At 61.6% G+C, this 17,587-nt stretch carries 17 protein-coding genes; 7 read left to right on the top strand and 10 right to left on the bottom strand.

Annotated features, from left to right (window positions below; all coding sequences use genetic code 11):
• Positions 1 to 32: 32 nt before the first annotated feature.
• From PDR5_RS25250 to PDR5_RS25230, 5 genes are all read left to right on the top strand, one after another.
• Positions 33 to 1,190, top strand: coding sequence for a D-alanyl-D-alanine carboxypeptidase family protein (locus tag PDR5_RS25250; protein ID WP_011336095.1), 1,158 nt, complete (start codon positions 33 to 35; stop codon positions 1,188 to 1,190).
• Positions 1,191 to 1,274: 84 nt separating this feature from the next.
• Positions 1,275 to 1,550, top strand: coding sequence for a DUF493 domain-containing protein (locus PDR5_RS25245; protein ID WP_011336094.1), 276 nt, complete (start codon positions 1,275 to 1,277; stop codon positions 1,548 to 1,550).
• Positions 1,550 to 2,197: a lipoyl(octanoyl) transferase LipB gene (gene lipB, locus PDR5_RS25240; protein ID WP_039771855.1), complete on the top strand. Its 648-nt coding sequence runs from the start codon at positions 1,550 to 1,552 to the stop codon at positions 2,195 to 2,197. Before PDR5_RS25245 ends, lipB begins: the two co-directional genes overlap by 1 nt.
• A gap of 25 nt (positions 2,198 to 2,222) precedes the next feature.
• Positions 2,223 to 3,221 (top strand): lipoyl synthase, encoded by a 999-nt coding sequence (lipA, locus tag PDR5_RS25235; protein WP_162130488.1) that lies wholly within the window; start codon positions 2,223 to 2,225, stop codon positions 3,219 to 3,221.
• 174 nt (positions 3,222 to 3,395) lie between these two features.
• Positions 3,396 to 4,346: a S66 peptidase family protein gene (locus PDR5_RS25230; RefSeq protein WP_064599667.1), complete on the top strand. Its 951-nt coding sequence runs from the start codon at positions 3,396 to 3,398 to the stop codon at positions 4,344 to 4,346.
• A gap of 116 nt (positions 4,347 to 4,462) precedes the next feature.
• On the opposite strand, the gene PDR5_RS25225 is transcribed toward PDR5_RS25230, so the two are convergent.
• The 5 genes from PDR5_RS25225 to leuS form a co-directional block, all read right to left on the bottom strand.
• Positions 4,463 to 5,785, bottom strand: coding sequence for a lytic murein transglycosylase (locus PDR5_RS25225; RefSeq protein ID WP_064599666.1), 1,323 nt, complete (start codon positions 5,783 to 5,785; stop codon positions 4,463 to 4,465).
• A 61-nt stretch (positions 5,786 to 5,846) separates the two neighbouring features.
• A complete protein-coding gene (gene arfA / locus PDR5_RS25220; protein WP_007958672.1) occupies positions 5,847 to 6,011 on the bottom strand; it encodes an alternative ribosome rescue factor ArfA in 165 nt (54 codons plus the stop codon).
• A gap of 141 nt (positions 6,012 to 6,152) precedes the next feature.
• Positions 6,153 to 7,190, bottom strand: a complete 1,038-nt coding sequence (gene holA / locus PDR5_RS25215; RefSeq protein ID WP_064599663.1) for a DNA polymerase III subunit delta — start codon at positions 7,188 to 7,190, stop codon at positions 6,153 to 6,155.
• Positions 7,191 to 7,229: 39 nt separating this feature from the next.
• Positions 7,230 to 7,835 carry an LPS-assembly lipoprotein LptE gene (locus PDR5_RS25210; protein ID WP_064599662.1) on the bottom strand — a complete coding sequence of 202 codons (606 nt, stop codon included), beginning with the start codon at positions 7,833 to 7,835 and terminating at the stop codon, positions 7,230 to 7,232.
• 87 nt (positions 7,836 to 7,922) lie between these two features.
• On the bottom strand, positions 7,923 to 10,529 hold the full coding sequence (gene leuS, locus PDR5_RS25205) for a leucine--tRNA ligase (protein WP_064599659.1): 2,607 nt from the start codon (positions 10,527 to 10,529) through the stop codon (positions 7,923 to 7,925).
• A 254-nt stretch (positions 10,530 to 10,783) separates the two neighbouring features.
• Here leuS and PDR5_RS25200 point away from each other — a divergent pair, with 254 nt between their 5' ends.
• Complete coding sequence (locus PDR5_RS25200) at positions 10,784 to 11,107, top strand: hypothetical protein (protein WP_039771843.1); 324 nt, start codon at positions 10,784 to 10,786, stop codon at positions 11,105 to 11,107.
• A gap of 105 nt (positions 11,108 to 11,212) precedes the next feature.
• On the top strand, positions 11,213 to 11,992 hold the full coding sequence (locus tag PDR5_RS25195) for a YdcF family protein (protein ID WP_064599658.1): 780 nt from the start codon (positions 11,213 to 11,215) through the stop codon (positions 11,990 to 11,992).
• A gap of 73 nt (positions 11,993 to 12,065) precedes the next feature.
• Here PDR5_RS25195 and lnt read toward each other — a convergent pair whose 3' ends face one another.
• From lnt to miaB, 5 genes are all read right to left on the bottom strand, one after another.
• On the bottom strand, positions 12,066 to 13,589 hold the full coding sequence (gene lnt / locus PDR5_RS25190; protein WP_039771840.1) for an apolipoprotein N-acyltransferase: 1,524 nt from the start codon (positions 13,587 to 13,589) through the stop codon (positions 12,066 to 12,068).
• A gap of 14 nt (positions 13,590 to 13,603) precedes the next feature.
• Entirely contained in the window at positions 13,604 to 14,443 is an 840-nt protein-coding gene (locus PDR5_RS25185) for an HlyC/CorC family transporter (protein WP_007909641.1), read from the bottom strand.
• A 5-nt stretch (positions 14,444 to 14,448) separates the two neighbouring features.
• Positions 14,449 to 14,943, bottom strand: a complete 495-nt coding sequence (gene ybeY, locus PDR5_RS25180) for an rRNA maturation RNase YbeY (RefSeq protein WP_007958682.1) — start codon at positions 14,941 to 14,943, stop codon at positions 14,449 to 14,451.
• Positions 14,936 to 15,940: a PhoH family protein gene (locus PDR5_RS25175; protein ID WP_064599656.1), complete on the bottom strand. Its 1,005-nt coding sequence runs from the start codon at positions 15,938 to 15,940 to the stop codon at positions 14,936 to 14,938. The genes ybeY and PDR5_RS25175 overlap by 8 nt, the downstream gene beginning before the upstream one ends.
• Positions 15,941 to 16,157: 217 nt before the next feature.
• Complete coding sequence (miaB, locus tag PDR5_RS25170) at positions 16,158 to 17,486, bottom strand: tRNA (N6-isopentenyl adenosine(37)-C2)-methylthiotransferase MiaB (RefSeq protein WP_064382169.1); 1,329 nt, start codon at positions 17,484 to 17,486, stop codon at positions 16,158 to 16,160.
• Positions 17,487 to 17,587 lie beyond the last annotated feature (101 nt).

Raw genomic sequence — 17,587 nt, 5'->3', positions numbered from 1 at the left:
GGACAGTTTCCATTAGCGATTTCGAGAGACGGATGAACATCACCACCTTTGCCAAACGCCTGTGTCTGCTAGTCCCGCTGCTCCTCTCGCCTGCCGCGTTCGCGGCCGAGATGATGCCGTCGCCACCACAACTGGCCGCCAAATCCTACGTGCTCATGGATGCCAACAGCGGTAACGTGCTGGTGGAAAACAACGGTGACCAGCGTCTGCCGCCGGCCAGCCTGACCAAACTGATGACCGCGTACATCGCCACGCTGGAAATCCGTCGCGGCCAGATCGGTGAAAACGACCCGGTGACCGTCAGCGAAAACGCCTGGCGCACCGGCGGTTCGCGGATGTTCATCAAGGTCGGCTCGCAGGTCACTGTCAGCGACCTGCTGCACGGCATCATCATCCAGTCCGGCAACGACGCCAGCGTCGCGGTGGCTGAACACATCGCGGGCAGCGAAGACGCCTTCGCCGACCTGATGAACAAGACCGTCGCCGATCTGGGCATGACCAATACCCACTTCATGAACCCGACCGGTCTGCCGAACCCCGAGCACTACTCGTCGGCTCACGACATGGCGATCCTGGCGCGCGCGATCATCCACGAAGATCCGGCTCACTACGCGATCTACTCGCAGAAAGAGTTCTTCTGGAACGGCATCAAACAGCCTAACCGCAACCTGCTGCTGTGGCGCGACAAGACCGTTGACGGTCTGAAAACCGGCCACACCGACGAAGCCGGCTACTGCATGGTGTCCTCGGCCGTACGTGATGGCATGCGCCTGATCGCCGTGGTGTTCGGCACCAACAGCGAAGTGGCTCGCGCCGCCGAGACCCAGAAGCTGCTGACCTACGGTTTCCGCTTCTTCGAAACCCAGACCTTCTACCAGAAGGGCACCGAATTGGCTCAGGCCCCGGTGTGGAAAGGCACTACCAGTCAAGTCAAGGCCGGCCTGGCACAAGACCTGACCATGACCCTGCCGAAAGGCCAGCTGAAGAAGCTTGCTGCCAGCATGACCATGAACCCGCAACTGACCGCGCCAATCGCCAAGGGCGACGTGATCGGTAAAGTCGAAGTGAAACTGGACGACAAGGTGGTGCACAGCGCCGACCTGATCGCCCTGGACGCTGTCGAGGAGGGTGGTATCTTCCGCCGCATGTGGGATAGCATCCGTCTATTCTTCTACGGCTTGTTCAACTGATTTGAGTTGACCTGCATGGCCCCGTTCCGATCCGGAGCGGGGCCTTGTTCGTTACCGGGCTTACGCTTACGAGGCCGTTACGCCATGACTGATACCGAAGTAAAGGCGCCAAAGATCGAATTTCCCCAGGTTGATTATCCGGTTAAGGTGATCAGCGATACGGGCGTCGGCAACAAAGACAAGATCATCGACATCGTCAAGAAACACGCCAGGATCAACGATGAGCGTGTCGACGAGCGTCAAAGCAGCAACGGCAAGTACACCACCATTCAGTTGCACATCGTCGCGACCGACCAGGATCAGCTGTACAACATCAACAGCGAACTGCGGGCTACCGGTTTCGTGCACATGGTGCTGTGATGCCCGGCACGCTGGGCTTTCGCGAGCTTGGCCAGATGGCTTACGAGCCGGTCTGGCAGGCCATGCAGCGTTTTACCAACGAGCGTGGCACCACGGCCCCCGACGAAATCTGGCTGGTGGAGCACCCGCCGGTGTTCACCCAGGGCCAGGCCGGCAAGGCCGAGCACCTGTTGCTGCCGGGAGACATTCCGGTGGTGCAGGTCGACCGCGGCGGTCAGGTGACCTACCATGGCCCAGGCCAGTTGGTGGCCTATCTGCTGCTGGATGTGCGCCGACTCGGTTTCGGCGTGCGCGATCTGGTCAGCCGCATGGAGCGCTGCCTGATCGAACTGCTGGCCAGCTACGGCGTGACCGCCGTGGCCAAGCCGGATGCTCCCGGCGTCTACGTCGACGGAGCGAAGATCGCTTCTCTGGGTTTGCGGATTCGCCACGGTTGTTCCTTTCATGGCCTGGCCCTGAACGTGGACATGAACCTGGAGCCGTTTCGACGGATTAATCCCTGCGGCTATGCCGGGCTGGCGATGACCCAGCTGAGCGAGCACGCAGGATCGATTGAATTTGCCGAGGTAAGTGCCCGGCTGCGCGCGCAGCTCGTCAAACACCTCGACTATGCTGAGCAGACGACCCTGACGGGCGGAATCGACTGATATGACTACTGATGCAGTGCAAACCATGATCCCGACGCTCGACGTGACCGAGCGCCCGGCCCCGCGTCCCAAGGTTGAAGCCGGCGTCAAGCTGCGCGGCGCCGAGAAGGTTGCACGCATCCCGGTGAAGATCATTCCGACCACCGAACTGCCGAAGAAACCCGACTGGATCCGCGTGCGCATCCCGGTTTCGCCGGAAGTCGACCGCATCAAGAGCCTGCTGCGCAAACACAAGCTGCACAGCGTCTGCGAAGAGGCCTCCTGCCCGAACCTGGGCGAGTGCTTCTCCGGCGGCACCGCGACCTTCATGATCATGGGTGACATCTGCACCCGTCGTTGCCCGTTCTGCGACGTTGGCCACGGTCGTCCGAAGCCACTGGACGTCAACGAGCCGGAAAGCCTGGCCATCGCCATCGCCGATCTGAAGCTCAAGTACGTGGTGATCACCTCGGTTGACCGCGACGACCTGCGTGACGGCGGTGCCCAGCACTTCGCCGACTGCATCCGCGAAATCCGCAAACTGTCGCCGAACGTGCAGCTCGAGACACTGGTCCCGGACTACCGTGGCCGCATGGACATCGCCCTGGAAATCACCGCTGCCGAGCCGCCGGATGTGTTCAACCACAACCTGGAAACCGTACCGCGCCTGTACAAGGCTGCGCGTCCGGGTTCGGACTACCAGTGGTCGCTGACCCTGCTGCAACGCTTCAAGCAGATGATGCCGCACATCCCGACCAAATCCGGCCTGATGCTCGGCTTGGGCGAGACCGACGACGAAGTCATCGAAGTCATGAAGCGCATGCGCGAACACGACATCGACATGCTGACCCTGGGCCAGTATCTGCAACCGTCCCGCAGCCACTTGCCGGTGCAGCGTTTCGTGCACCCGGACACCTTCGCCTGGTTCGCCGAGGAAGGTTACAAGATGGGCTTCAAGAACGTCGCGTCCGGCCCGTTGGTGCGTTCTTCGTACCACGCTGACGAGCAAGCGAAACTGGTCAAGGCCGAGCTGCTCGGTTCCTGATTCAGCGCTGAATGAAAGAATGCCCGCCGGGGTTTATCGCCCGGCGGGCATTTTTTTGCCCGGCCTGCACTCGTTACTGACTTCTCCAGCAATCTGCGGCGCAGCCGAGCCTCTTCTGTTTGTCGCCGTTCCTGACTACTGTGTGAGCATGACTTCACACAGGGAGATCCATGGATGACCGTTCGACCGACCCACACCCTTTTTCCGCACAAGTCTGTGCCCGCACTGCCGTCGGAAGGGCTGATCGGCGTCATTGCGCCCGCCGGCCCCGGCACGCTGGATACCGAAAAGGCCGTTCAGTGGATGCGCGCCCGGGGTTACGGTTTACGGGTGTTCCCGGGCGTCTATGAAAAGGACGGTTATCTGGCCGGCAGCGACGAGGTGCGGCTCAACGATCTGCACGCGGCGTTCGCTGACGAAGAGGTCGATGCGATCATTTGCCTGCGCGGTGGTTACGGCACGCCAAGGTTGCTGGATCGGATCGATTACGACCTGCTGAGCCGTCATGCCAAGCCCTTCGTCGGTTACAGCGACATCACCGCACTGCACCTGGCCATCAGTCGCTACGCCGGGTTCGTGACCTTTCACGGGCCGTTGTTGAATGCCGATCTGCTGGGTGACAAGGAGCCGCCGACGGTGACGTCGTTCTTCGCCATGCTGCGCGGTCAGTTGAAGGCCGGCAGTGTACTGAGTCATCCGGCGGCTTATCCGTTGACCACCGTGGAGCCCGGCATTGCCCACGGGCGTTTGCAGGGCGGCAATCTGGCGATGATCGCAGCGACCCTGGGCACGCCCTACGAAATCGACGTCGAAGGGGTGATTCTGTTGATCGAGGACATCAACGAGCCGCTGTACCGGATCGACCGCTTGCTGACCCAGATGCGCCTGGCGGGCAAATTGGCCCGATTGCGTGGGGTGCTGGTCGGGGACGTGGCGGGCGTGGATGTCGAGGCCTTGAACCGCTTGCTCAAACAGACCTTTGAACCGCTGAGGATTCCGGTGCTGTCCGGCTGGCGCAGCGGGCACTGCGATCCGAATTTGACGTTGCCGCTGGGGGCGCTGGTTCGACTGGACGCAGGGAAGAAGGAGTTGATGCTGGAACAGGATGTGGTGATCAAGGCGTAGAGACCGATCGCCTGATAGTCAGTCATCGCGGGCAAGCCCGCTCCCACAGTTTTCAGGTTGTACGCAGAACTGCGATCACCTCTAAACCTGTGGGAGCGGGCTTGCCCGCGATGCTTTTACTGGTTACGCAGGCTTTCCAGCAGCTTGTGCGTCGGATAACCATCCGCCGGCCAACCAAATGACTGCTGCGCAGCGCGAATCGCCTTGCGCGTATTGGCACCGATGATCCCGTCGGCGGTGCCTGCGTCGTAGTTGCGCGCGGTCAGCAGGTTTTGCAGTTCGATCCGCTCGGTGCGGCTCAACGGCAGGTCATCTTTTGGCCAGCTGCCATTGATCAGGCCGGCGCCGTTGAAGCGCTCGGACAACAGGCTGACGGCCAGTGCGTAGGACGACGAATTGTTGTACTTGAGGATCGCCCGGAAGTTATCGAGGATCAGGAACGCCGGGCCACGGTAGCCAGCCGGCAGCAGTAGAGCAGCAGACAGTTGCTCGGAGCCGGCCGGCACCTGGCCGCCGTTCGGCAGGGTTACGCCCAATTGCCGCCATTCGGCGACGCTTTTTCGAATAGCGCCGTCGGCCAGGGTGTAGTTGAAACCGCTCGGCAGTTGCACTTCGAAGCCCCACGGCTGGCCACGCTGCCAGCCGGAGCTTTGCAGGTAGTGCGCGGTGGAGGCCAATGCGTCAGCCGGGCTGCCCCAGATGTCGCGGCGACCGTCACCGTCGAAGTCCACGGCGTGGGTGTTGTAGGTGGTCGGGATGAACTGGGTCTGGCCCATTGCGCCGGCCCAGGAGCCGAGCATTTTCTCCGGCGTGATGTCGCCCTGTTGCAGGATCTGCAGCGCCGCAATCAGCTGCGCATGGGCAAAGCCCGGACGGCGACCTTCATAGGCCAGGGTCGCCAGCGAGTTGATCACCGACTTGCTGCCCTGGAACTGGCCGAAATTGCTTTCCATCCCCCACACCGACACCAGCGCCTGGCGATCGACGCCGTAACGCTGTTCGATGCTCTGCAGAATGTCGGCGTACTGGCTGATCAGTGCCTGGCCTTTGCGCACGCGCAACGGCGACAGTGCGCCATCCAGGTATTCCCAGACCGGCCGGGCGAACTCCGGCTGGCTGCGGTCGGCGCGAATCACGCTGGCATCGAAGCTGACATTGGCGAAGGCACGGTCGAACAGGTCGGCACGAATGCCGGCGGCCAGGGCTTCCTTGCGGAAACCGGCCTGCCATTCGGCAAAGGTCTGGGTCGGTTGCAGGTCGAGGTTGTCACCGGACGGCACTACCGGCGGGATGACCGCTGGGGCTGTGGCAACGGGGACGGTCTGAAGCGGTTGAGCGTCAGCGGCGGTGGGTTTTTCCGCGCAGGCGACGAGCAATACGAAGCTGGAGGCAGCGATCAGTTGGCGAAAGGGCCAACGACGGGAAAGACTGAGGGGCATGCACGGGTCCAGGGAATACGAATCAGGTGCAGACCTTAACATGAGGAAGGGGTGCTGCGCTTCAAGCGGCCAGAAAGTAAGAAGCCTCCCAGCTGTCAGACTGGAAGGCTTCGCGGCGGTAGCTGCCTTTACCCTTGGTTGGTCGTTCCTGACGGCTGCGGAACAGGGGTTGGGCGACGATGGATTTGGCCTTGTTGTGGCCATGTTTCGATGGCTTTTTGCTCATGATGATTCTCTCGATTGAGTGAGGTTTTGCGCGGCAGATAATCTGCCGATCTAGAGCGTCTGTCTATAGGACCGAGGGCGGGATGTTCTGTAGGAAATGGACTCGGTAAAAAAACGGGATCGCAGCGCGCGATCCCGGAATTCATTCGGCAGGCAATGTCAGGCGCTGACCGGCCATCAGCAGCGCCAACCGGCTCAGGCTCATCCACGGCGAGCCGGCCGCCTGGCCCTTGATTTGTGCATCGATGCGCTGGGCTTCGAGCAGCAACTGTGCCCAGCGTTGCGCCGAGTAGCGTTGCAGGGCCTTGCTCATCAGCGGTTTTCGCTTGTCCCAGACCGGCGGCTTGGCCTGACTGAAGCACTTGTCCAGCGGCGTGCCCTGGCTGTATTGCAACGAGATGTTGGCCAGCAGCCGTAACTCCCGAGCCAGGGCCCAGAGGATCACCGGCGGCTCGACCCCTTCACCGCGCAGCCCTTCGAGCATGCGCAGGGCGTGGGCCGGTTCGCCGTTAAGCACTGCATCGGTCAGGCCGAACACGTCGAAACGCGCACTGTCGGCCACGGCCGCCTGTACGGTTTCGATGGTGATCTGCCCGCCCTCGGCCATCAACTTGAGCTTTTCGATCTCTTGCGCAGCGGCCAGCAGGTTGCCTTCGACCCGCGCGGCAATCAGTTCGACCGCGTCCTGACTGGCCGACAAGCCGGCCTGGGACAGGCGCTGACGAATCCAGCTCGGCAACTGGTTGGCATCCACCGGCCAGATCTGCACGAACTGGGTCTGCTGACCCTCGACCAGCGCCTTGCCCCACTTGGTCTTCTGCGTGCTGCCGTCGAGCTTCGGCAGGCTGATCAGCAGCACCGTGTCTTCAGCCGGGCGTGAGCAATATTCGATCAGTGCGGCGGCGCCCTTGTCACCGGGCTTGCCCGAAGGCAGGCGCAGTTCCAGCAGGCGTTTTTCAGCGAACAGCGACATGCTGGCGCCGGCCTGCAGCAACGTACCCCAATCGAAATTGGCGTCGGCGGCAAACACCTGACGTTCGTCGAACCCTTGCTGGCGGGCAGCGGAGCGAATGGCGTCGGCGGCTTCCTGACACAGCAGCGGGTCATCGCCGCTGATGATGTAGACCGGCGCAAGAGCGCCTTGCAGGTGTTTGCCGAGTTGGGCGGGAGCGAGCTTCATAAGAGAGGGCGAACGGGGCGCCTGAGCGCCCCGAACGTCTTACTGCTGCGGCAGTTCGAGCGGCGACTGGCGCGGGGTTTCCGCTTCAGCCTTCTGTGCCGCTTCGAGGGCGTCGGCTTCTGCCTTGGCCCGTGCGTTGGCGGTTTGCTGCAGAGCGTCAAGCTGTGCCGGTGTCAGCTGTTGCAGACGCAGCATCATGCGCTGTACCAGCTCGCGTTGTGTTTCACGTCGGGCATCGTTGGCTTCCTGGTCGGAACCCACGAGGTTGTTGCCGTCGTGGATGAACACTTTCTGCACTTCAAGCTTGTCGCTCTTGAGCAACAGGTCCTTTTCGCCGCGGATATCGTAGGTCAGCACGGTGCTCACCTGATATTCGCCAGTACGACCGGCGCCCGCGTAGCTGAGGATGCGCTGGCTTTCCTGCTCATCGGACAGGTAAAGCTTGTACGGCGCACCGGAAACGACCTTGACGCCGCTGGCCTCCAGCACCTGACGCAGTTGCGTCACGGTTTCGCCGTAGGCGTTGCGGGCGCTCAGATCGAGCTCCTTGATCGAAAGTTCGTTGGTGCCGGTACCACGCAGCTGGAAACCGCAGGCGCTCAACAGGACGGCGAGGCCCATCACCAGCAGATTGCGTTTGATCATTGTGTTGCTCCCCTTGAAACCATGTGGGCCGACTCTGTGGCCCGAAAGGTTTTACTGGGCGTCAGGCACACCTGACGCCCGATCCAATTAGCTGGCGACGATATTGACCAGTTTCCCGGGCACTACGATCACTTTGCGAATCGTCAGGCCGTCAACGAAACGCAGTACGTTCTCGTTGGCACGGGCTGCCGCTTCGACTTCTTCACGGGTCGCGGCGGCCGGCATTTCGATCTGGCCACGCAGCTTGCCGTTGACCTGGATCACCAGGGTCAGGCTGTCCTGAACGAGTGCGCTTTCATCCACCACTGGCCAGCCGGCGTCGATCACAGGGTCGGCGTGGCCCAGTTGATTCCACAGTTCGTGGCAAATGTGCGGGGTGATCGGAGCCAGCAACAGCGTAACGGCTTCCAGACCTTCCTGAACCAGTGCACGATCCTGTTCGGTGGATTGTGCTGCTTTTTCCAGCACGTTCATCAGCGTCATCACCTGGGCGATGGCGGTGTTGAATTTGTGATTCTGGCCGACGTCATGGCTGGCCTGCTTGATCGCCTGGTGGATCGCGCGACGAACGGCTTTCTGCTCGTCGTTCAGGCCGGCGATGTCCAGTTTGCCCGGCAGGCCCTGAGTGACGTGGGCCTGAGCCAGACGCCAGACGCGCTTGAGGAAGCGGTGCGAACCTTCAACGCCGGAGTCGGACCACGCGGCGCTCATGTCGGGCGGCGAGGCGAACATCATGAACAGGCGGCAGGTGTCCGCGCCGAACTGGTCGATCATCGATTGAGGGTCGACGCCGTTGTTCTTCGACTTGGCCATTTTCTCGGTGCCGCCGATTTCCACCGGCAGACCGTCGGTTTTCAGTCTGGCGCTGGTGACGTTGCCCTTGCCGTCGCGTTCGAGATCGACGTCCGCCGGGTTGAACCAGGTGTAGGCGCCGTTGGCTTCGCGGCGATAGTAAGTCTCGGCAATCACCATGCCTTGAGTCAGCAGGTTCTTGAACGGCTCGTTGGAGCTCACCAGGCCTTCGTCGCGCATCAGCTTGTGGAAGAAACGCGCGTACAGCAGGTGAAGAATGGCGTGTTCAATACCACCGATGTACTGATCCACCGGCAACCAGTGGTCGGCCGCGGATTTTTCCACCAGACCGCCTTCGAAGTGCGGCGAGGCGTAACGGGCGTAGTACCAGGACGACTCGACGAAGGTGTCCATGGTGTCGGTTTCACGCTTGGCAGGCTGACCGCATTTCGGGCAGGTGCACTCGTAGAACTCGGGCATGCGTGCCAGCGGCGAACCGGCGCCGTCCGGCACCACGTCTTCCGGCAGGACGACCGGCAGTTGATCTTCCGGCACCGGCACGTCGCCGCAGGCATCGCAGTGGATGATCGGGATCGGGCAGCCCCAGTAGCGCTGACGGCTGATGCCCCAGTCGCGCAGGCGGAACTGGGTGCGCGAGGCGCCGAGGTTTTTCTTGATCAGGGCGACTTCCATGGCGTCGAACGCGCCAGCGAAGTCCAGACCGTCGAATTCGCCGGAGTTGATCAGCGTGCCGTGCTCGCCGTAGGCGTCTTGCCATGGCGCCGGGTTGGTTTCACCGGAGCTGGTGCGCACCACGGATTTGACCGGCAGGTTGTACTTGTGGGCGAATTCGAAATCGCGCTCGTCGTGCGCCGGCACAGCCATGACCGCGCCGTCGCCGTAGTGCATCAGTACATAGTTGGCGACCCACACCGGCAGTTTTTCGCCGGTCAGCGGGTGCTCGACGAACAACCCGGTCGGCAGGCCTTTCTTCTCTTGAGTGGCGACGTCGGCTTCGGCGACGCTGCCGCCCTTGCATTCGGCGATGAACGCTTGCAGCTCAGGGTTGTTCTTCGCGGCGAGAGCGGCCAGGTGGTGCTCGGCGGCCACGGCAACATAAGTTGCGCCCATCAGGGTGTCCGGACGGGTGGTGAAGACTTTCAGGGTGCCGGTTTCGCCGATCGAGTCGACGTTGTACGGGAACTGCACTTCCATCCCGCGCGATTTGCCGATCCAGTTGCGCTGCATGGTCTTGACCTGCTCAGGCCAGCCGGTCAGTTCGTCGAGGCTCTCCAGCAGCTCATCCGCGTAGGCGGTGATCTTGAAGTAGTACATCGGGATTTCGCGCTTTTCGATCAGCGCGCCGGAACGCCAGCCGCGACCGTCGATCACCTGTTCGTTGGCCAGAACGGTCTGGTCGATCGGGTCCCAGTTCACGGTGCCATTCTTGCGGTAGATCACGCCTTTCTCGAACAGGCGAGTGAACAGCCATTGTTCCCAGCGGTAGTAATCCGGCTTGCAGGTGGTGACTTCCCGCGACCAGTCGACCGCCAGGCCCAGGCTGCGCAGCTGGGATTTCATGTAGGCGATGTTTTCGTAGGTCCACTTGGCCGGGGCCACGTTGTTCTTCATGGCGGCGTTTTCCGCCGGCATGCCGAAGGCGTCCCAACCCATCGGTTGCAGAACGTTCTTGCCGAGCATGCGCTGGTAGCGGGAGATCACGTCGCCGATGGTGTAGTTGCGCACGTGCCCCATGTGTAGCTTGCCGCTGGGGTAAGGGAACATCGACAGGCAGTAGTAGGTTTCCTTGCCTGGCTGTTCACTGACTTCAAAGGACTTTTGCTCGTCCCAGAACGATTGGGCGGCGGCTTCGATTTCACGGGGCTGATATTGTTCGTGCATGGCTACTTTTGTACTGGATAGGGGTGGCCTAATCCTCTTCAATGCGACGTCCCGGGCATGTCGGACGAGCTGGAAGTGGAGTTACAGGAAGCGCCGTAGCATACATGACCGCGCTTGGCCTAGGGAAACCCTGATTGCAGCCGTTTGACCGGCCGAAATCGCGGCGAGGGCCGTTGGTCGCGGCACGCAGCCGGTTTGTGCAGCGAAGCTAAGCTCTAACTGGGGAGTGAGTCTTATCTTCAATGAGGTGAGGGATGGTGGAGTCACAGCAAAAAAACGTTACCAAACCCGAGTTGTACGAGCGGTTGATCGATCGTCTGGGGATGGCCCTGGACGCGGCAAAAACCGCTGGAAGGCTGCGCGACGAGCGCCCCCTGGAGCTGGAATTGCGTGGCTTGAGTCCCGCCGAGTTCAAACTGGTCAAGGCCTATCTGGATCGCAGTGAGCGTGAAACCCACGGATACCTGTCACAAGCAGTGAAACAGCTCGATGCTGCCCATTCGGCCAAGGTCATCTGGCTCAAGGACAAGGCACCCGGCAGAGACGCCGTCAAAGTGCGGACTCTGCAGGCCAAGTAAACGCATGGCAGGTCAAAAAGCGGATCTTTTTCAACGGGATCCGACCCTACTGGTTGTCGCGCTGTATCAACCCACTTAGGCTTCGGGCATCTCTGGAGATGCTCGATGCCTTTTCGTTATTTCATTAAACAACTTCTATTGCCGCCAGGCCTTCTCTTGTTGCTGCTACTCGTCGCCTGGTGGTTGCGACGTTCGCGGCCGCGACTGGCCGGGCTGTGTTTCGCCCTGGGTTTTGGTGGCTTCTTGCTGATGAGTTTGCCGGTAGTCGTGCAATGGGGCGCCAAAGCCCTGGAGCGCGAGCCGCCGCTGGCCCGGGAAGCATGGAAAAGCCTGGCGCAGCGCGCCGATGCGATTGTGGTGCTGGGCTCCGGCCGCGAGCGCGGCGATCTGGCCTGGGGTGAAGATCAACCGACCGGTGTCGGGCTGGAGCGCCAACGTTATGCGGCGCGACTGGCCAAGGCATCCGGGCTGCCGATTCTGACCAGCGGCGGCCTGCATTACGGTACGCCGCCGACCGAGGCGAAGCTGATGGCGGATTCGCTGCGCGATGACTTCGGCGTGACCGTGCGCTGGCAGGAGGGAGAGAGCCGCACTACGTGGGAGAACGCCGAATTCAGCGCCAAAATGCTGTTGCCGGAAGGCGTCAAACGCATCGTGCTGGTCACCCAGGCCTGGCATATGCCGCGAGCGGTGTGGAGTTATCAACAGGCCGGGTTCGAGGTCGTGCCGGCGCCGGTCGGTTTCCTCGGCACGGACAATGCGCGACCGTTCGGCGGCTGGCTGCCGGAGTTCAAGTCGATCTGGCAGAGCGGGCAGTTGATGAACGAGGCGGTGGGGCAGATCGGCTATTCGCTGTTCTACCGAGGGAATGACAGCACCGATTGATGCGTTGTCGTTGATGGCGCTTTCGCGAGCAAGCCCGCTCCCACAGTGGTCACCTGTGGGAGCGGGCGATTTCTCAGAGCGTCTTGGACATCCGGTTGGTCATCAGCGCCCAGCCGAACAGCACCACACACAGGATGATCAGCGGCCACGAGCGCCATTGCAGATACGGCGTCAGGTTGTGCATCGGCACCACTTCGCCGTAGAGCACGCCCTGCTCGAACTGCGGAATTCGCTCGGTGATCTGGCCGAACGGGTTGATCAGCCCGGTCACGCCGTTGTTGGTCGCGCGAATCATCCAGCGTCCGGCTTCAAGCGCGCGCATCTGCGCCATTTGCAGGTGTTGCAGCGGGCCGATCGACGTACCGAACCAGGTGTCGTTGCTGATCGTCAGCAGCAGATCGCTGCGTGCCGCCAGGCCTGCGGCGAATTCCGGATACACCACTTCGTAGCAGATGAACGGCGCGATCTGGTAGCCCTTCGCTTGCAACAGCGCCTGATCGGCAGGGCCGCGGGCGAAGTCGGACATCGGCAGGTCGAAGAACGCGATCAGCCCGCGCAGGATGTCCTGCAACGGTACGTATTCGCCGAACGGCACCAGTTTCTGCTTCAGATAAGTGCCATCGCCTTCGCCGACTACGGTGATGCCGTTGAAGAAGCGTTTTTCGTGACGGACCATTTCGCGGATCGGCACGCCGGTGATCAGCGCCGATTTACGCTCGGCGGCGAAGTTGCCCATCATGGTCAGGTAGCCCTCGGCTGACTCCTTGAGCACCGGCACGGCGGTTTCCGGCCAGATCAAAAGATCCACCGGTTTGGAGCGGAAACTCAGATCGCGGTACAGCGCCAGTTGCGCATTGAGTTCGGCCGGGTCCCATTTCATGCTTTGCGCGACGTTCCCCTGGATGGCGGCAACGGTCAGCGGCGCGCCGGCCGGGCTGGTCCAGGCATGGCCCTTGAGCGCAATGCCCGCCGCCCACGGCCCGATCAGCAATACCAGGCCGGCAGCGATGAAGGCTTTGCGGCGGGTTTGCAGCAGGCGCGGTGCGTTGTAGATCAGTGCAGCGGTCAGTGCGAGAACGAACGACACCAGCCACATGCCGCCCACCGGCGCGAGTCCGGCCAACGGGCCATCGAGCTGGCTGTAACCGGAATACAGCCACGGAAAACCGGTGAGGAACCAGCCGCGGAAAGCTTCCTGGCCTACCCATAGCGCCGCAAATGCAAGGGCGTCGGCCACCGGCGCTTCGTTACGCCGCAACCAGCGCGCCCAGAGCCAGGCGGGCAGGGCGAAGAACCAGGCAATGGCCGCCGTGAAGATCAGCATCAGGAAACCGGCCAGCAGCACCGAGGCTCCGCCGAAGTGGTGGATGCTGTAATAGATCCAGCTGGTGCCGGCGCCGAACAGGCCGAAACCGAAGCACCAGCCACGACCCAGTGCCTGACGCGGGCTCAGCTCGCGCAGGCCGGCGTAGAACAGGCCGACCGCCAGCAGGGCCAGCGGCCAGAGATCGAACGGTGCCAGAGCGAAGGTGGTGATTGCACCGGCCGCCACGGCCAGCAGGTTACCGGGCCAGCCGGGGCGGGTTGTCCAGCGCATTTCAGTCCTTAAATTTACCGGGCGATTGGCGTGAGTCGCAACAAGTGAATCCGACGGCTGTCGGCGTTCAGGATGCGGAAGCGATAGGCGCCGATTTCAGTGATTTCGTTGCGTTTTGGCAAGTGCCCGAACGCGCTCATCACCAGCCCGCCGACGGTGTCGAACTCGTCGTCGGAGAATTCGCTGTCGAAGAACTCGTTGAAGTTCTCGATCGGCGTCAGGGCCTTGATCAGGAAATCACCGCTGGGCAGCGGCTTGATGTAGCTGTCTTCTTCGACGTCGTGCTCGTCTTCGATGTCGCCGACGATCTGCTCGAGCACGTCTTCGATGGTCACCAGGCCGGCCACACCGCCGTATTCGTCGATGACGATGGCCATGTGGTTGTGGTTGGCGCGGAACTCACGCAGCAACACGTTCAGGCGCTTGGACTCCGGCACAAAGGTGGCCGGGCGCAGCAGGTCCTTGATGTTGAAGCTGTCGCCGTTCTCCTTGAGGATCAGCGGCAGCAGATCCTTGGCCAGCAGCACGCCCATCACGTCGTCATGGCTTTCGCCGATGACCGGGTAGCGCGAGTGGGCCGAGTCGACCACGGCGGGGAGGAATTCGCGGGGTGTCTGGGTCGCCTTGATGCTGATCATCTGCGAGCGCGGCACCATGATGTCGCGAACCTGCAGGTCAGCCACCTGGATGGCGCCTTCGACGATGGCCAGCGCTTCGCTGTCCAGCAGTTTGTTCTGATGTGCATCGCGCAGCAGCTCCAGCAGCTCCTGGCGGTTCTTCGGCTCGTGGGCAAAAGCCTGGGTCAGTTTACCCAGCCATGACTTTTGCCCGTTGCTCGATCGATCTTCGCTCATAGCGATTACTCTGAATCCTTTGTTGTAACAGTAGGGGATGTTTCGGTTTCGTCGTCCGCGTACGGATCGGGATAACCCAATTCGGCAAGCAACTCGCGTTCCAGTGCTTCCATTTCCTCGGCTTCCTCGTCATCTATATGGTCGTAACCAAGCAGATGCAAGCAGCCGTGAATGACCAGATGTGCCCAGTGGGCCTTTAGTTCCTTGCCCTGTTCGGCAGCTTCGCGCTCGACCACCGCCACGCAGATCACCAGATCGCCCAGCAATGGAATGTCGAGAAACTCGTCGGGCACTTCGGCGGGAAAGGACAGCACGTTGGTCGCGTAATCCTTGTGCCGCCAGGTGTGATTCAGTTCGCGGCCTTCTTCCTCGTCGACCAGACGAATGGTCATTTCCGAGTCGGCGGTGCGCTGACGCAAGGCCAGTTCGCACCATTGGCGGAATTCGGCTTCGGTCGGCGCAGACGCTTCGGTCGCGATTTGCAGGTCAAGCTCAAGCATCGTGGCGAGTGTCCTTTGGCGCTTCTTCAGCGATACGCGTCTCGAAGCGCTCGTAGGCTTCGACGATGCGTTGCACCAACGGGTGGCGCACCACGTCCTTAGGCTGGAAATGGGTGAAGCTGATACCCGGCACATCTTTCAGAACTTCGATGACGTGATGAAGTCCGGATTTGGTGCCGCGTGGCAGGTCGACCTGGGTGATGTCGCCGGTAATCACGGCAGTGGAGCCGAAACCGATCCGGGTCAGGAACATCTTCATCTGCTCGACGGTGGTGTTCTGGCTCTCATCGAGAATGATGAAGCTGTTGTTCAGCGTGCGACCGCGCATGTAGGCCAGTGGCGCGACTTCGATCACCTGACGCTCGATCAGCTTGGCCACGTATTCAAAGCCGAGCATTTCGTAGAGCGCGTCGTAGAGCGGGCGCAGGTAAGGGTCGATCTTCTGCGACAGGTCGCCGGGCAGGAAGCCGAGTTTTTCACCCGCTTCGACCGCCGGACGCACCAGCAGGATGCGCCGGATCTGTTCGCGCTCCAGAGCATCGACGGCGCAGGCGACAGCCAGGTAGGTCTTGCCGGTACCGGCCGGGCCGATGCCGAAGTTGATGTCGTTGCCGAGGATTTCCTTCACGTAGCGCAGCTGATTCAAGCCGCGTGGGCGAATCATGCCTTTCTTGGTGCGCAGGGCGACGGAGGCTTCGGCGGGGGCGGGGTTGTCCAGTTGCTCGACGGCCGATTCCTGGAGGAACAGGTGAACCGTATCCGGCGACAGCTCTGAACCCTTGGTTTCCCGGTACAGGCGGCGAATCAGGTTTTCCGCGGAAGTGGTGTGCTTGGGCTCGCCGATCAGCTCGAACTGATTGCCGCGGTTGCGGATCTCGATGGCCAGGCGCTGTTCGATCAGCCGCAAGTGCTCGTCGAACTGCCCGCACAGATTGGCGAAGCGGCGAGCCTCAAAGGGCTCGAGAATGAAACGATGTGGTTCGATGGGTGCGTTCAAGGTCGTATTTAGCCGCCCTGGGGCAATTGGGATGAATTGAAGGATAACGCCAGCGGCGTGGGTGCGAAAGCTCTTAAATGGATGAGCCTGTTCTCAAGATCCAGGCCGGTCCATTGTGGGAGCGAGCCTGCTCGCGATGGCCACGCCACGGTTGACTTGGCAAACCGCGTCATCGTTCATCGCGAGCAGGCTCGCTCCCACAGTTGAACAAATGGTGTTACTGGATCAGCGAGCCGCGCAGCGAGTGCGGTTGCGCCGCGTCGATGTGCACGTCGGCGAACTGGCCAATCAGGGTCGGATTGTCGCAGCGGAAATTGACGATACGGTTATTCTCGGTCCGCCCTTGCAGCTCGCCCGGGTCTTTCTTCGAATAATCGGTCACCAGAATCCGCTGGATCGAACCGACCATTTGTCGGCTGATCTCGAACCCTTGCTGATTCAAACGATGCTGCAAGGCGTTCAGACGTTCTTTCTTCAGTTCTTCCGGAGTGTCGTCGGCCAGATCGGCGGCCGGGGTGCCCGGGCGCTGGCTGTAGACGAACGAGTAGGAAAAGTCGAAACCGACGTCGGCAATCAGCTTCATGGTCTGTTCGAAATCTTTCTCGGTTTCCCCCGGGAAGCCGACGATGAAGTCCGAGCTGATGCAGATGCCCGGTACGGCGGCGCGCAATTTGCGCAACTTGGATTTGTACTCCAGCGCCGTGTGGTTGCGCTTCATCGCGGCCAGAATCCGGTCCGAACCCGACTGCACCGGCAAGTGCAGGTGCTTGACCAGTTCCGGCACTTCGGCGTGGGCCTGGATCAGGCTGTCGGAGAATTCCAGCGGGTGCGAGGTGGTGTAACGGATGCGGTCGATGCCGTCGACCGCCGCGACGACGCGGATCAGTTCCGCCAGATCCGCCAGGCGACCGTCGTGGGTCAGCCCGCGATAGCCGTTGACGTTCTGCCCCAGCAGGGTCACTTCACGCACGCCGTTTTCGGCCAGGTGAATGATCTCGGCGATCACGTCGTCGAACGGTCGGCTGACTTCTTCGCCGCGGGTGTAAGGCACCACGCAGAAGGTGCAGTACTTGCTGCAGCCTTCCATCACCGACACGTAGGCGCTGGGGCCGTCGATGCGCGGCTCGGGCAGGTGGTCGAATTTTTCGATTTCCGGGAACGAGACGTCGACTTGCGGCAGCTTGCTGATGCGCGCGGCGTCGATCATTTCCGGCAGGCGGTGCAGGGTCTGCGGGCCGAACACCACGTCGACGTACGGCGCGCGATCACGGATCGCCGCGCCTTCCTGGCTGGCCACGCAACCGCCGACGGCGATCACCATGTCCGGGTTCGCCAGTTTCAGTTCGCGCCAGCGGCCGAGCTGGGAGTACACCCGGTCCTGAGCGCGTTCGCGAATCGAGCAGGTGTTGAGCAGAATCACGTCGGCATCTTCGGCGCGCGCCGTGACTTCCAGGGCCTGGTGTTCGCCCAGCAGATCGACCATGCGCGAGCTGTCGTACTCGTTCATCTGGCAACCGTGGGTTTCGATGTAAAGCTTCTTGGCCATGGAATAGGGTCGTCACGTGGTTCAAAGAACCGCGCATTATAGGGAACATGTCTCCAGGTTCCTACCGCTGTGCGTCCGGTGGCTATGCTATAGTTCGCGCC

Origin of the sequence: Pseudomonas sp. DR 5-09 (assembly GCF_001655595.1) — a bacterium.
In the GTDB taxonomy this organism is placed as follows: Bacteria; Pseudomonadota; Gammaproteobacteria; order Pseudomonadales; family Pseudomonadaceae; genus Aquipseudomonas; species Aquipseudomonas pharyngis.
The sequence above is the reverse complement of the archived record's forward strand: the minus strand, read 5'-3'. Positions and strand labels throughout refer to the sequence as shown.